11 protein-coding genes are annotated in these 14,820 nt (G+C 36.0%); all 11 read right to left on the reverse strand.

Annotated elements, in window-relative coordinates; translation table 11 throughout:
- Positions 1–1,723: ATP-dependent metallopeptidase FtsH/Yme1/Tma family protein (locus tag EVJ48_08345; protein RZV37726.1), on the reverse strand; the 1,723-nt coding region annotated here is incomplete at its 3' end.
- A gap of 217 nt (positions 1,724–1,940) precedes the next feature.
- On the reverse strand, positions 1,941–3,491 hold the full coding sequence (gene tilS, locus EVJ48_08350; GenBank protein ID RZV37727.1) for a tRNA lysidine(34) synthetase TilS: 1,551 nt from the start codon (positions 3,489–3,491) through the stop codon (positions 1,941–1,943).
- A gap of 301 nt (positions 3,492–3,792) precedes the next feature.
- Positions 3,793–4,254, reverse strand: a complete 462-nt coding sequence (locus tag EVJ48_08355; GenBank protein ID RZV37728.1) for a hypothetical protein — start codon at positions 4,252–4,254, stop codon at positions 3,793–3,795.
- A gap of 22 nt (positions 4,255–4,276) precedes the next feature.
- Positions 4,277–5,395 (reverse strand): radical SAM protein, encoded by a 1,119-nt coding sequence (locus EVJ48_08360; protein RZV37729.1) that lies wholly within the window; start codon positions 5,393–5,395, stop codon positions 4,277–4,279.
- Positions 5,396–5,436: 41 nt separating this feature from the next.
- A complete protein-coding gene (locus EVJ48_08365) occupies positions 5,437–7,002 on the reverse strand; it encodes a DUF116 domain-containing protein (GenBank protein ID RZV37730.1) in 1,566 nt (521 codons plus the stop codon).
- 146 nt (positions 7,003–7,148) lie between these two features.
- The gene (locus EVJ48_08370) at positions 7,149–8,150 is read right to left on the reverse strand and encodes a radical SAM protein (GenBank protein ID RZV37731.1); all 1,002 of its coding nucleotides are present in this window, start codon (positions 8,148–8,150) and stop codon (positions 7,149–7,151) included.
- Positions 8,151–8,152: 2 nt separating this feature from the next.
- Complete coding sequence (locus EVJ48_08375) at positions 8,153–8,599, reverse strand: glycine cleavage system protein H (protein ID RZV37732.1); 447 nt, start codon at positions 8,597–8,599, stop codon at positions 8,153–8,155.
- A 31-nt stretch (positions 8,600–8,630) separates the two neighbouring features.
- Positions 8,631–9,071 (reverse strand): glycine cleavage system protein GcvH, encoded by a 441-nt coding sequence (gcvH, locus tag EVJ48_08380; protein ID RZV37733.1) that lies wholly within the window; start codon positions 9,069–9,071, stop codon positions 8,631–8,633.
- Between the two features lie 241 nt (positions 9,072–9,312).
- Positions 9,313–10,074, reverse strand: a complete 762-nt coding sequence (locus tag EVJ48_08385; protein ID RZV37734.1) for an enoyl-CoA hydratase/isomerase family protein — start codon at positions 10,072–10,074, stop codon at positions 9,313–9,315.
- A 68-nt stretch (positions 10,075–10,142) separates the two neighbouring features.
- A complete protein-coding gene (locus EVJ48_08390; protein ID RZV37735.1) occupies positions 10,143–13,334 on the reverse strand; it encodes an efflux RND transporter permease subunit in 3,192 nt (1,063 codons plus the stop codon).
- Between the two features lie 96 nt (positions 13,335–13,430).
- Complete coding sequence (locus EVJ48_08395; protein ID RZV37736.1) at positions 13,431–14,486, reverse strand: efflux RND transporter periplasmic adaptor subunit; 1,056 nt, start codon at positions 14,484–14,486, stop codon at positions 13,431–13,433.
- Positions 14,487–14,820: the final 334 nt, after the last annotated feature.

The raw sequence follows: 14,820 nt of genomic DNA on the forward strand, positions 1-14,820 counted from the left end.
AAATATCTTTAAGGATATCTATGTTTTCCGTTAATATTTGTCTTGCCCTTTCATGGTTCGAAGTAATAATTTCTTTAACTTCCTGGTCTATAGAGACTGCCGTAGATTCGGAATAATCCTTGTGCTGAGCAAATTCCCTGCCAAGAAATATCTGCTCCTCCTTTTTGCCGAAAGTCATAGGGCCAAGTTTTTCGCTCATACCCCATTCGCAAATCATCTTTCTTGCGATATCGGTAGCTCTTTCTATATCGTTTGAGGCTCCGGTGCTCATCTGGTTGAATATTATCTCTTCTGCCGTTCTGCCGCCAAGCAATATAGCTATTTCGTTTAGCAGATATTCTTTATCGTAATTATGTTTTTCGTCTATAGGCAGTTGCTGCGTAAGCCCCATAGCCATGCCTCTCGGAATTATAGTAACCTTGTGAATAGGATCGGTATCCGGCAGCAGTTTTGCCACAAGGGTATGTCCTGCTTCATGATAGGCCGTAATTTTCTTTTCTTTTTCCGTAATTACCATACTCCTTCTTTCCGTTCCCATCATAACCTTGTCTTTAGCTTCTTCAAGATCCAACATGCTGACGGAAGTTTCGTTTTTTCTTGCGGCTAAAAGGGCGGCTTCGTTAATCATATTGGCAAGATCTGCACCGGAAAATCCTGGAGTTCCCCTCGCTATAACTTTTAAATTTACGTCCTGACTTATGGGAATGTCTTTAATATGCACTTTTAATATTTCTTCTCTGCCTTTTATATCGGGCTTTGGAACTACTACCTGTCTGTCGAACCTTCCAGGCCTTAAAAGGGCGGGATCTAAAACATCCGGCCTGTTTGTTGCGGCAATTAAAATAACCCCTTCGTTCGGCTCGAAACCGTCCATTTCCACGAGAAGTTGATTAAGAGTCTGCTCCCGTTCATCGTGTCCGCCGCCTAAACCTGCCCCTCTGTGTCTTCCGACGGCGTCTATTTCATCTATGAAAATTATACAAGGTGCGCTTTTCTTTCCCTGGGCAAAAAGGTCTCTTACCCTCGATGCTCCAACGCCGACGAACATTTCGACAAAATCCGAGCCGCTTATGCTAAAGAAAGGAACGCCCGCCTCTCCGGCTATAGCTTTTGCCAGAAGAGTTTTACCCGTTCCGGGAGGACCTACCAAAAGTACGCCGTGCGGTATTTTACCGCCGAGTTTAGTAAACTTTTTAGGGTCTTTTAAGAAATCGACTATTTCTTCAAGTTCCTGTTTCGATTCTTCTATTCCTGCCACGTCTTTAAAGGTAACCTTGTTAGTGCCGTCGTTCAGTAATTTTGCTTTAGATTTTCCAAAAGACATAGCCTTTCCAGCTCCTCCCTGCATCTGCCTCCAGAAAAAATACCAGAATGCGAACAGGATTATTATCATAGGCAGCCAGTCTATAAGAAAACTCAAATACCACGGCGAACCTGGTTTAGGTTTTGCATCTATGGCAACGTTATGTTTTTCTAAAAGAGGTACTAAACCCGGATAAGTAGGCGCATAAGCCTTAAATTTCTTTCCGTTCTTAAAAACGCCTATTATATCGTGAGATTCTAACGTAACGCTCTTAACGTTTCCGGACTTTATGTTTTTTATTAAAACCGAAAAAATTATTTTTTTAATTTTTGGAGGATGGTGATTAAACATTGTAAAGATAAAAATCATCAAAAAAATTATAAATACCCACAACAAAAGATTTTTTATTCTCGAATTCAAATTATATTAACCCCCTTAAGGTTTTTGTCTTAAATTTTAATTTTATTAATATAGTCATATATTAAATATGTCATATTTATATATTTTTTTCAATAACTATTTGTAGAAAAAGGTGTCAGATTTTATTTTACGCATTCGAAAAGAAACAATGAACGATAAAAGATGTTGCGTAAAATAAAATCTGACACCTTTTTCCTGTCCCAAATTAAATCCGCTTTTACTCTATACGCATAATTCCGACGTTTTTTGTAAATTCGGTTATTTTAATACAATCGCATATCTCGTTTAAAGAAACCCATGCTATTTTACCGCCGAACAAAATTATCGGGATTATTCTTCTTACTTTAATAGGAACTTTTTTGTCTATAAAATATTCCTTCAATTTTTTGGCGTCTTTCATACCTAGCGGAACAAATCTGTCGCCTTCTATGAAATTTCTTATCGTTATAGGAAACCTTATTTTATCGTAATCGAAATAAACCGACTCAGGTTTAAAATTCAATTCTTTTTTAGTTATTTTATTTATTATTTCGGCACTGTCGGACTCATTAACGCTTTCAATAGAAAAAGTCTTATTTATTTCTTTAATTTTAATTTTTAAACTTGTTATTAAAGACGGCGGTATTTTTTCTATTAAATATTCGTATTTATTATAGCGAGAAGCGGCGTTGGATTCTTTATTTTCGATAGATTCGGCTAAATTAAATTTGACGGATTTAAAACTAAACGAGCCTTCGGATGCAGTATATCCGATAAAAATATTATCGTACTCGTTTCCCACTTCTATAAATTTGCCTATATAAAAAAAAGCGTTAGGTTTTCCGGATTTTATAAGTTCAATAAATGCTTTAAAATTATTATAGTAAATTATTGGTTTTTTAATGAAAAAACTGTATTCATCTTTCGGATTATATTTATATATTTCTAAAATTGAAAGCTTTAATATCCTATATAGTACAGGGTCGTCTAATTTTAATAAATCTTTTTTTTTAAAATAAATTTTTCCGTTATTTACAGGTTCGGCTATTTCTTTAAAAATTTTAAACGAGATTTTTTCGATAAAATCATCGTCTTTTTTTAATATTTCAGCCGTATTTCTAACCGTATTTAAAAATGAAGGATTAACGGATTTAAAAGACGGCAGAATATTTAATCTGACGAAATTTCTTAAAATTTTCGTATCTTTGTTGGTGAAATCTTCGGTAAATTTTATCGAATTTTTATCGGCAAATTCTATTATCTCGGATTTTGAATGGTTTATAAGCGGCCTTATTACCTGTCCGTATTTGGCTTGAAAACCGGATATAGCTCCTGCTCCTGCTCCTGTAATAAGCCTCATAATTACGTTTTCCGCAAAATCGTCTGAATGGTGGGCAACCGCAATTTTTGGGGCATTAAAATCGCGCGCCGTTTTTAATAAAAAATTATACCGCAAAATTCTCGCAGTTTCTTCAAGATTTAATTTATTTTCTTTTGCGTATAATTTTACGTCGCCGCTTCCGAAATAAAAAGGTATGGAAAGATTTTTACATAAATCTTTTATGAATATTACGTCTTGTCCTGAATCCGGCCTTATTTTATGGTCGAATGAAGCGCAGGCGATGGATATTCCTAAATAATGCCTTAATTCATAAAGCGAAAAAAGCAGAACGGACGAATCCACCCCGCCGCTTACCGCAACCACGACCCTTTCTCCCCAAGCGAGAAGGTTAAAACTTCTTACGGTTTTAATTAATTTATCGAGGAAAGAAGAGCTGATTTTATCCAATTTATAAAATTACTAAAAGTTATCCGTCAAACGTGAATATTTATATTGCCGTTTGACTCCTGAACAGTAACCGAGGGCGGAGCATTAGGCAGTTTTATTTTTATTGGCGGAGCGTTCTGAATAATCTGCTGATAATTAGTATCTATTGTACTGGCAGGCGTAGAAGTAATGCCGGTAACCGCCATAACAAAATCTCCTTCGCTTTATTTAATGATTTAATATTATACAATAAGTTTAAACATTAAAATGTATCTGTATAAATTTTATAAATTATTTCAAAAAATTTCAACCAAATTTTTAATTATGCTTTTTCAGAATTATCGAACGAAATTTCAAAATAGGTTCTTTTTTCTATCATGGTGTGTACGGGGCATCTTTGTGAAACCCTCTGAAGCTCTTCTATCTGGTCGTCGTCTAAATTTCCTATAAATTTTATCTTTTTTTCAATTTTATGAACATAACCCCTTTCATCGTCTATTTCAACCCCCGATTCTTTTAGTTCTTCTACTCTGACCCTTTTGTGCGTAAGATTTATCTCTACGCCCTGCAGGTCGTACTTCATTCTTTTTGCAAACATCATAAGTACGGAAATAGTACACGAACCTTCCCCTCCAAGCACAAGCTCTATTGGATTAATCGCAAGTTCGTCGCCACCCGAAGCCTCCGGCTCGTCCGTGATTATCGTATGTTTTTCCGTAATTATCTGATTTTGCAAATTATTTAAATGCTTAACTTTGACGTTGACTAATTCTGCTTCGTTCAATTCTTTTTCTCCTTATTCGCCTTTAGTATTCCAGCAATTCCTTTCTTACCCTGTTTACGTCGACGGCGTTAAGCTCAAAAGGAAAACTTCTTATATTTTTTGGAGAAGAGTCGCCGAAAGGCCTGTTGCAGGCGGAAATTTCGGTTCTGCCTGGACAGCCGGTAGTCTGGAAAGCTGCGCCTCTTTCTACTATTTCCGCTATGTTTTTAAACGGTATTCCGAAATCTATTATTTTTCCGCTTTCGTCAAATTTCATATCGTCTGCTCTTCCCAAATCGTAGTCGATTATATGTCTTGCGACCTGAATTCTTCTATACTGGCCTGCGGGACATTGAGGGTGGTTTTCTAATTTAGAACCCTTTTCTTGATAAAAAGAAAAAAGATGCGACCTTGCGCCTTTATCTCTTACCGACTGTATTCTTTCCGCCATTTCTTTCTCCGTTTCTCCAAGTCCTACGACAAGGTGGCATCCGACTTTATTTTTGCCGAAAACGGAAACCGAATATTTCAGTATATCGTTATATTTCTCCCATCTGTGAGGACCTCCGACGCCTCTGCCCCTGTACTCGTCGAACAACTCCGGCGTCGCGGCATCTAACGCCACGGTAACCATATCCGCTCCGTATTCTTTAAATCTGTCTATATCTCCGTGTTTTAATATAGTCGGGGTCATAAGTATAGAAACGGGACAGTGCAGTTCGCCCGAAAATCTTCTTAAAATAGTAAAAGTGTCGTCTTTTGCCTTTTCGTGCGTTATCATGGAAATACAAATCCTATCCACTATTTTTTTCTTTTTTAAAGTCGATTCTATTATGTCGTCTGTTTTAAACGCCGGCCAATCTACCCTTATAAAACTCTTATCGTTATATCCTCCTTCTCTCGATTTTTGAAGTCCGCAGTAAGCGCAATTTGCCCTGCAGCCTTCTTCGTAAGTCAAAAGAACGTTTATGCAATGGAGGCAGGCATTGCGGTAAAAAATACCCGGTACGAAATCCATAGTCATAGCCGCCGCCAAACTCACCTTTAAATATTCAGGAGAACTTCCTATAATGTCGGTATTTTCTTTATTTTCACTACATCCGCAGTTAAAATCCAAATTTTTTGCCGCCTCTTCCGCCGTATATCCGGTTATTCCGTTCATATTTTTACTTCCTCCGTTTTCTTTTTTATTGCAATAACGAATTATTTTATTGCATTATCCGCAGTTATCTGCCGCCCGTTAAAAATTTTAAATAAAACGCGCGCGCCGAGCGTAGTTTCTCCATTAAACTTGCCTTCGTAAGCATCTCTTTCTTTTTTATACTTATAGCATAACGGAGAAGAAATATCGATCAACAGAGCTTTTATACCGCTGTTTTTAAACGCTTCGTTTCTTTTTATATAAAATTCTTTGCAACAGAAACCGATATAAGATTTAATACCTTTTATTTTCAACTCTTTTAAAGTTTCTACTAAATTTTCGTAACTTATAACGGTTTTTGGAATAATTCCGTATTTTTCCGCAAATTTATAAGCAATGCCGGTTTCGCATTCGCCGCATGCAATACATTTATCCTTGTTTCGAAACTCGCAGTCCGGTTTTTTTGCGCAATATGGGAGCAAAATATATTCCGCAGAAGAAATATCTTCCGCATTCATTCCGTTTACGAATGTAAATCTAGATAAATCTTCTTCTTTTAGTCCGGCGTTTTTAAGAAATTGAACTTTATTTATTATTTGAACTATTATATTGAAAAAATCTTCTTTCTTTACGTTGCGAAATTCAGGCTTAAATTTTTCAAAATAATCGTCTATTTTAAATATCGCTTCATTAAGAGGAACGTCTTTAAGACAGCTTTCTAAATCATTAACCGTCCTTGCCGGCGAAACGAAAAAATCACCAGTAAAATATATATATTTTAATAAATTTCTTTTTTCGTCCACCTTTGCGAAGGTTTTAAAAATTCCTCCTCCGCATTTATATATTTCGGAAATTATTTTTGTTTCCGCGGGGTCGAAATCTTTTGAATAAATCCATTCTTCGGACGAATAGAAAGAGCGGTTTTCATTTAAAAAATCTTCTTCTTTCTTAGAAATTGCAGATTCATAAAAATCTAAATTTAAATGTTCCTTGAAGCCTTCTAGGACGGCAGATTTTATAGTATCTAAATCCGGTATATACCCTAAAATATTTTTGACGGAAATTACCCTTGATAAAATAGAATCAAAATTTTTAGCCGTCAGTTTTTCTATGGGTATTTTTAAGGATTTTACCATATTTTCAGGATTAAAATCCAAGAGAAGCGTTCCCTGAAAAAAATAAACAGAAGACTCGTAAGTTCCGCCCGTTCCGGATATTTTGCGCCCTTCGACTTCTATATCGTTTCTCGGTCTGAATTCCGCATTTATACCAAGCTTTTTCATTCCTTTAGAAAAAGCAGTACATATATTTTCGGTTAAAGCATCTAAATTTTTAATTTTGATGCTTTTAGCCGAAAAAACAAGTTCCCATCCAAGCTGGGTTTCGTCGAAATATATAGCCCCGCCTCCGGTAATCCTTCTGCCGACTGCTATGTTTTTTTCTTTGCAGTAATCTAATCTTATTTCGCTGAATACGGATTGATGATAACCGGTCAAAACGCAGGGTTCGAATCTTAAAAAACGGAAAGTGTCTTCTATTAACCCTTCTTTTCTTAATTCTATCAGGGCTTTATCCATGCATATATTGTAAGAAAAATCTTTTAAGCCCGTGTCTATAACTCTAAACATATGCGGTAAATGATTTGATATACCTATAAAAAGATATCAGATTAATTTTACGTAAAATCTTTTTATATTTAATTGTTTCTTTTCGAATGCGAGAAATAAAATCTGATGCCTTTTTCTTTATATTTTATATGCTTGCATATTAATATCTAATTACCGGTTTTTATTACAGGCAAAGCCGATTCCGAAAAAATTAAAGAACAGCAGACCTCTGAAAACTTAGGTTTTAAACCTAAGTTTACGCTGAAAGGAATTATTCCTTCCGAGGGATAAGCTATGCCGTTTAAACCGGCTTTTACGGCAAGTTCTTCTATTTTAAACTTGCTCAATCCGTAAGGCCTTTCGCATCCTAAAAGAATAGGAGTTTTAATGAATTTTTTCCGCGCATATAAAAAAACCTCTCCTATTTCTTCTGCGGCCGGCGGGACTATGTTTTCCATTTTCGTATTTTGCATAGGCATAAAACCTACAAGTACAAGCGACGATATATCGTAATTAGATATAATATCTATCGCATTAAATTCTCCTGCTATTATGCCGTGTTTAAGCCCTATTACTACGTGTGGCGAACATGGAATTTTCCTGTCGGATAAATATTTTAAAGAATTTTCGTAGTCTTTAACTTCTGCATTAAGATGGTAAATTTTACGTATCGTATCTTCTTCGCCGATAATATCGAGCATGGCGGAATCAACTCCGGCTTCCAAAAGTCCGTCGGCTATCTCTTCGGTGATTAGTCCGCAATGCACTATTACTTTGAGATTTAACTCGGATTTTATCTTTTTAACGGTTTTTATATAAGGAAGAATATCAACTATACCCCTGCTGTTAGAACCGCCGCTAAGGAGAAAACCCAATCCCCCCGACTTATAAATAGCATTAGCTCTTGCAAACAGTTCGTCCGGAGTTAATGCAGGAGCCATAGATTTTAAAATTTCCGCATTGCAGTGTTCGCATTTTAAAGAACACGAACCTCCCGTAATCGAAAAAGGAGGAAAAGAGTCCGATTTTGTATTTTTAAAATCTTCCGTTTCGTAAGATTTTATACTTGGGGCATAAAAATTTATTTCCGAATCGAAATATATTTTTCTTATTTCAAAACCTTTTGCGTATTCTTCGTCAATATTTTCGTTATATTCATAAAAACTCATACTTATCTCTTTTTGCAGATTATATCTTCCTTTTCAAGCTTTTTAACATAGGCTTTAACGGCTTCTTCGCCGAAAGGAAGAGAGTTTAAGTCGGAAACGGACTCCGGAAGAGGTTTTAACTTTACTATCCATCCTTTTCCGTACGGATCAACATTTATAATATGAGAATCGTTTTCGAGCTCCTTATTTACCTCTGTTATTTCGCCGGCAAAAGGCATAGGAAAAGGACCTACGTATTTTCCGCTTTCTATGGTAGCGGCGCTTTTTCCTTTTTTGATAATTTTTCCGACTGCCTTAACGTCTGCGTAAAGAATCTTACCCGCCAAAGACTGCGCAGGATCCGTCATTCCGAAAGTAAAAGTTCCGTCATTGTTTTTTCGACCCCAAACCTGATTCTCAATATCGTAATAGAGATCATCCGGTAAATTACATTCGTTAAAAATAGACATTTATATACTCCAATTTTTTTACAAATTTATTTTATTCGCATTTAATTCCGTCGGCTTCAATTTTTTTCTTGTATGCTTCTACCGCTTCTTTTCCGGTAAGCAGATTTTTTTTGTCTGCTTCTATGTTGTCGGCTTTAATCTTGCATACCCATCCTTTGCCGTAAGGGTCGGAATTTATTAAGGATACGGTTTTAACCGCCTCATCGTTTATTTCCGTTATTTCTCCTGAAAACGGAGCGGGGACGGGCCCGACGTATTTTCCGCTTTCTACCGTTGCGACCGACTTAAGCTGTGCTATCTTTTGGCCGACTTTTTTAGGAGTAAGGTATAAAAGTTTACCGGCTAAGCTTTGAGCTACGCTCGTCATTCCGACGGTCACTATTCCGTCGTCGCCTAATTTCCCCCAAACGTGTTTTTCTACGCTGTAGTATAAATCCTCCGGAATATCGCATCCGTTAATCTTGGACGGCATAATAAATTCCTCCTTAATTTTAATTTAAATAAATTGCGTTTAATTTAATTAAATATATAATACTACAATTTTCTATTATTCTCAAGTATACCTTTAATCCTGCAATAAAACAACAAAAACCCTCTTATATACAGAAAAAGGTGTCAGATTAATTTTACGCAACATCTTTTATCGTTAATTGTTTCTTTTCGTATGCTTAAAATAAAATCTGACACCTTTTTCTGACGCTTTGATAGTATTTTTACAAAGAATCGCCGTAAAAATCTTTTACCGTTTTTTTCCAATCTTTACCTTCTTTTAAAATTTCCGAAAAAATTTCTTCGGCCGGAAGATGGTTGTTTTTTAAATAGTTTTTCCATAAATCTATAAATAATTTTTTCTTAAGCCTCAAAGAATCAACGGAAAGGTTCCTGAAATTTTCTATAAATCCGTTAACGCCTTTTTCAAAATTTTCCTCGCTAAAATAATCGGATATAAAATTAAACCTGAACATATCGTCTGCCGAATATATTTTAGAACTTAACAAAATTTCTTTAGTTTTCTGCACTCCTATCAAAAAAGACAGCCTTAAAATAATATGGGATGGATACAATATGCCGTATTTAGAAGACAAATCCGCAAAAGAAGCTTTTTCCCCTGCAAGCCTGAAATCGCACGAAGAAACTATATCGAGTCCTATACCGCTAACGGCGCCGTTTATAATGCATATGACGGGCACTGCCGACTCGTAAATATGTTTAGTCAATACGTTAAGAAGAGTCACGTAATATCTTGCGCCTTCCCTGTCTAATCCCGCTATTTCTTTAATTTCCGGTCCGGTAGCAAAATAATCGGGGTTAGCACTTTTAATCACAATAGCCTTTAAATCTATTTCTTTTTCTAAATTAGATTCTAATATTTTTATAAGTTCGTTTATTTCGGCGATATTAAATGAATTTTTACCGCCTAAATCCAAATCTATCTCTGCAATACAGCTGTTAGCGCAATTAAATTGTATAGGCATAATAATAACCTCGATGTTTTAAAATAATATTTAATTTAATTTTACATATATTTCAAAAATTTAATATTTTACAGATTATCGTGAATATCTTCTTTATGCCACCTTCTCCCTTCTATCATATAATAGAGCACGGGAATAACGATAAGCGTAAGCGTAGTGGAAGCAATCATTCCGAAAATAAGCGCCCATGCCAGACCGTTCCAAACCGGATCCGTTACCAATATAGCCGAACCGAATACTACTGCAAGGGCAGTTATAATAATTGGTCTTGCCCTCATTGACCCGGCCGCTACGAGCGAATCTATTATATTATATCCTTCTTTTTTTCTGTCGTTGATAAATTCAAGCAGAAGAAGCGAATTTCTTATAACTATGCCGGACAGCGCAATAGCGCCTATCATAGAAGTTGCCGTAAAATAAACGCCTATTAAACCGAAACCCGGCATTATCCCTATCATTTCAAGAGGTATAGCTCCCATAAGTATTAAAGGTATTATAAAAGAACCGGTGTAACCTACCAGCAATATATAAATAAGCAAAATTGCTATTCCCATAGCCGCGCCGAGCTGGGCAAAAACTTTAAGCGTCAGATGCCATTCGCCTCCCCAGCGGATTCTATAGCCTGTCGGCAGAGGGTGCTTTAGAAAATGAAGAAAAAGATCTAAGTTCGCATACATAGGGCTTCTCTTGACTACTTTTCCGTAAACATAAACTACGGATTTTAAATCTCTCTGGTATATCATATTATGAAGGTAGCCGCGTTTTATTTTTACGACGGAATTTAAAGGCACTAATCTACCTGCATACGGCGCATAAATCCATAACGAAGACAACGCATTTACGTCCGTCCTGAAATCGTCCGGCATTCTCAAAAATATATCGTCCTGATGTAAATGCCCTTTTTTGTGTATAGTTCCGACGCTCATGCCATTATTCAAAATATAAACCGACTGGGCTATCATTTGCGTCGTTATTCCCATAAGAGCGGCTTTTCTTCTTCTTATGATAAGCATTATCTTTCTGATGCGCTTTTTATAAGAAGAATTTACGTCGGTAACGCCCCTCGTTTTTTTCATCCTCGCTTCCACTATTTTAGAAAGCTTTTCCTGCTTTTTATAATTATTGCCGTATATTTCGGCGACGATAGTGGACTTAACCGGAGGTCCCGGCGGACTTTCCAGTACTTTTACGTCGGCATCGTATTTTTTTCCTATCTTATGAACTACGGGAAGTATATTAAGCACAAGCTGATGCGACGAAGTGCTCCTTTTGTCTTTATTTATTAAATTAACCCTTATTTCGGAATACCAGCTTGTATTCCTGAAATTTGCGCCTCTCAAAAGGCCGGAAAAATCTATTACCGAAGGCGTGCCTACCGTAATTACGTAATTTTTTACCTGTTTTATACTTTTTAAATAATTTACTATGTGCATCGTAGCGATATTTGTAGATTCAAACGTAGAACCAGGACGTTTATTGACCGTAATTAAAAAAGTATTCGTATTTGCTACCGGTAGCATTTTAAATTTAACAATTTTTAAAACGGGGAGCGACATTGCCAAAATAAATAAAATTATTATAACCGACATAAAAATATATCTTTTCTTTTTGCTCGACAGCAGGGGTTTTAATATTCTTGCATATAATCCGGAATTAACGTCTTTCCCTTCTTCTTTTAATTCTTTTTTCCTTAAAAGAGCCATTCCCTTTTCGTTTGCCATCAGCTTAAGATAGAACCATGGAACTATCGTAAGGGCTACAAATAAAGAAACCAGCATTGCAATAGGTACGTTAAAAGGAATAGGCCTCATATAAGGACCCATCATTCCTGTTACGAAAAGCATGGGAATAAAAGAAGCTATAACTGCAAGAGTTGCAAAAAAATTAGGATTTCCTATTTCATTTACAGCGTCCACGGCATAAGTCGGAAGGACGTTTCTTTCACGAGAAAAAACTCTCTCTATGTTGTCTATAACTACTATCGCGTTATCGACTAAAAGTCCCAAAGAAAGAATAAGGGCAAAAAGCGTAATCCTGTTCAACGTCTGGTGAAATATATATGCAATGCCGAGGGTTAAAAACAGCATAAGCGGAATAGTAAAAGCTACTATAAAAGCTTCTCTCCAGCCCAGTATTAGCAGAAGCAGGACTATTACGATAATTATGCTTATAATAAGATGAAACAGCAGTTTATTTACTGCATTATTCGCCTTTTTGCCGTCGTTTCTCGTTATAGTATAATGAACTCCTGCCGGCAGGCTTGTTTCGGCTATTTTGTGAAACTTTGCAAGAACGTTATCGACGACGGTAACCGCATTTTTGCCCCTTCTTTTAGCTATTGCGATAGTAACCGCCGGATAAACGCCTTTAGCGTCTTTTATTATTCTGTCGTTTGCGTTAATTTTCCTGTAATAACCGCCGAATCCTATTTCGGATAAAAAATTTAAAGGTTTATATGAAGATTTAACCTTTGCTACGTCTTTTAAATAAACCGGCCTGCCGTTATAAACCGATATTATAAAATTTTTAACAGACCTTGCGCGGTGAAAATATCCGCCTGCGGTGATAAATGTTTTTTTATTGTCGTTTCTTAAAAAACCTGCCGGCATATTAACGTTCGTATTTTTAAGCTCCTGCGCTATCATAAGCGGAGAAACGTTATATGCGGCCATTTTTACTGGATTAAGATAAACGTTCAGCTGTTTATATCTAGCTCCGTTTAAAGAGGTTACGCCCGTTCCCTCGACGGAGTCTAATTTATCCAATATTCTGCCTGCTATGGTCGTCAGATATCCCGCATCGTATTTTTTGCTCCATAGCGTAATATTAAGAATAGGAACATGATTTACGTCGATAGGCTTTATAAGCGGACGCATAACTCCTTTTGGAATTTCATCTAAGTTTGAAAAGACTTTATTATAAATATCGACGAGGCTTTTATCGCGGCTTGCATTGACGTGAAACTGCACGGTCACTATAGACTCTGAATTCATGGATATAGAATAAACATGCTTTACTCCAGGAATCTGCCACATTTTTCTTTCTAAAGGCTTTGTGACTAAATTTTTAACCTGCTCTGCGCTTGCTCCGGGAAATCTTACTATTACGTTGGCGGCTGGAACAATAATCTGCGGATTATACTGCCTCGGCGTCAACATAACCGCTATTATTCCGAAACCTATTATGAATAATATGAGAAGTAAAGTGATTTTATTTTCTATAAAATATTCGGTAATTTTAGCGCTGAAATTCTTATTCATCTATTTATAAAACTCCTTTTATTTCTTTTATTCCTTTTAAATTAATGCCTTTATCTCAGGGTTGCCGGTTTATTTGCCGCTTCAATTTTTATGCGTTTAAAAGTCTGGAGTTACGTAATCGCCGATATCTATTTTATTTAATTTTCCGGTTATAACCGTCATTCCTGGATTTAATCCGTTTAAAATTACTACGAATTTTTTCTTATAAACCCGTCCTTTCTTTATAGGCTGGAACATAACCTGTCCTGATTTATCGGCGATATATACCCCTGTTATGCCTAACCTTCTGACTACGGCGTTTTTAGGAACTATCAAAGCCTTTTCGGCGCCTATTTTAAAATAAGCTACCCCGTACATTCCCGGCATAAGCCCGTCCATATGAGATTTTGCTATGGATATCCTTACTAAAACAGAATGCGAATAAGGATTTGCAGAACGTACGACCGATATTATTTTTCCTTTTATAGTCTTATTTATAGACGAAAATTTCAGATTTGCCGTCTCGCCGTTTTTAATTTTATCGTAATATTTAACGTTCACGGAAGTTTTGAATTCCAAATTTTTAACCCCCTGTATCATAAGGAGCATCTGCCCGGGAGCAACCAGATCGCCCATTGAAACGTTCTTTTTAACGATAATTCCGTTTATAGGCGAATCTATGTTTTTATAATTCAAATAACTTCCTGCTTCGTTAAGATCAGCCTTTGCAACGTTATACTGCATAAGCGTATTGTCGTATGTCTGGCGCGAAACCGAATTTTCTGAATATAATCTTTTAATTCTGTCGTAAGTTTTTTTTGCATTGACAAATCCGGCTTTAGCGGCATAATATTTTGAAGCGATTTCCGGCGCGCTTAATTTTAATAAAATCTCTCCCCTGTTAACCGGCTGACCCTGATGAACGTCGTCCATAATCACGTAACCCATTATATGCGCGGAAATAACCGTATTGTTTAAAGAATCGGTATTACCCGGAGATTTAAGAAAATTAGGCATCGAAATATATTTAGTCTTGTATGCGGCGACCGATATTTTATTTTCGGTTTTTTCTTTATAAACCGATTTTTCCGAACATCCGCTTAACGATAATGATAAAAGCGACGTTATAAAAGTTGTAATTAAAATACCGTAAAATATTCTTTTTTTTCTCATCGACTGCTCCCTTTTAATATCTTATTTTCGCAATTCCGAAATTTATAAGCCAAATCCCGATTTAGGATTTTATATTCTGGATAAGCCGTCTAAATACCTACGGCTCATCCAGAATTAATTATAACTGGAATACTTAAAACAGTTTCTAAATCGAGATTAGGGTATAATATTTATATTGATTATTTTTTGCGCATTAATAATATATAATATCATATATATGAATATCAATATATAATAATATTATCATTTTTGCATATTAAATATCAACCTTTTTTTGCAAAATTTACAACGTCGAAGGCTGGGAGGTATATAGCAAGGATAATAAATAAAACGG

The organism is Candidatus Acidulodesulfobacterium acidiphilum, from assembly GCA_008534395.1.
Taxonomy (GTDB): Bacteria; SZUA-79; SZUA-79; order Acidulodesulfobacterales; family Acidulodesulfobacteraceae; genus Acidulodesulfobacterium_A; species Acidulodesulfobacterium_A acidiphilum.

What these genes read in the sequence shown, in the direction of transcription:
- gcvH (RZV37733.1), bottom strand. Translation starts at nt 9,071, where the DNA reads ATGCCGTCCAAGATTAACGGATGCGATATTCCGGAGGATTTATACTAC.
- EVJ48_08390 (RZV37735.1), bottom strand. Translation starts at nt 13,334, where the DNA reads ATGAATAAGAATTTCAGCGCTAAAATTACCGAATATTTTATAGAAAAT.
- EVJ48_08365 (RZV37730.1), bottom strand. Translation starts at nt 7,002, where the DNA reads ATGTTTAGAGTTATAGACACGGGCTTAAAAGATTTTTCTTACAATATA.
- EVJ48_08375 (RZV37732.1), bottom strand. Translation starts at nt 8,599, where the DNA reads ATGTCTATTTTTAACGAATGTAATTTACCGGATGATCTCTATTACGAT.
- EVJ48_08395 (RZV37736.1), bottom strand. Translation starts at nt 14,486, where the DNA reads ATGAGAAAAAAAAGAATATTTTACGGTATTTTAATTACAACTTTTATA.
- EVJ48_08385 (RZV37734.1), bottom strand. Translation starts at nt 10,074, where the DNA reads ATGCCTATACAATTTAATTGCGCTAACAGCTGTATTGCAGAGATAGAT.
- EVJ48_08370 (RZV37731.1), bottom strand. Translation starts at nt 8,150, where the DNA reads ATGAGTTTTTATGAATATAACGAAAATATTGACGAAGAATACGCAAAA.
- EVJ48_08360 (RZV37729.1), bottom strand. Translation starts at nt 5,395, where the DNA reads ATGAACGGAATAACCGGATATACGGCGGAAGAGGCGGCAAAAAATTTG.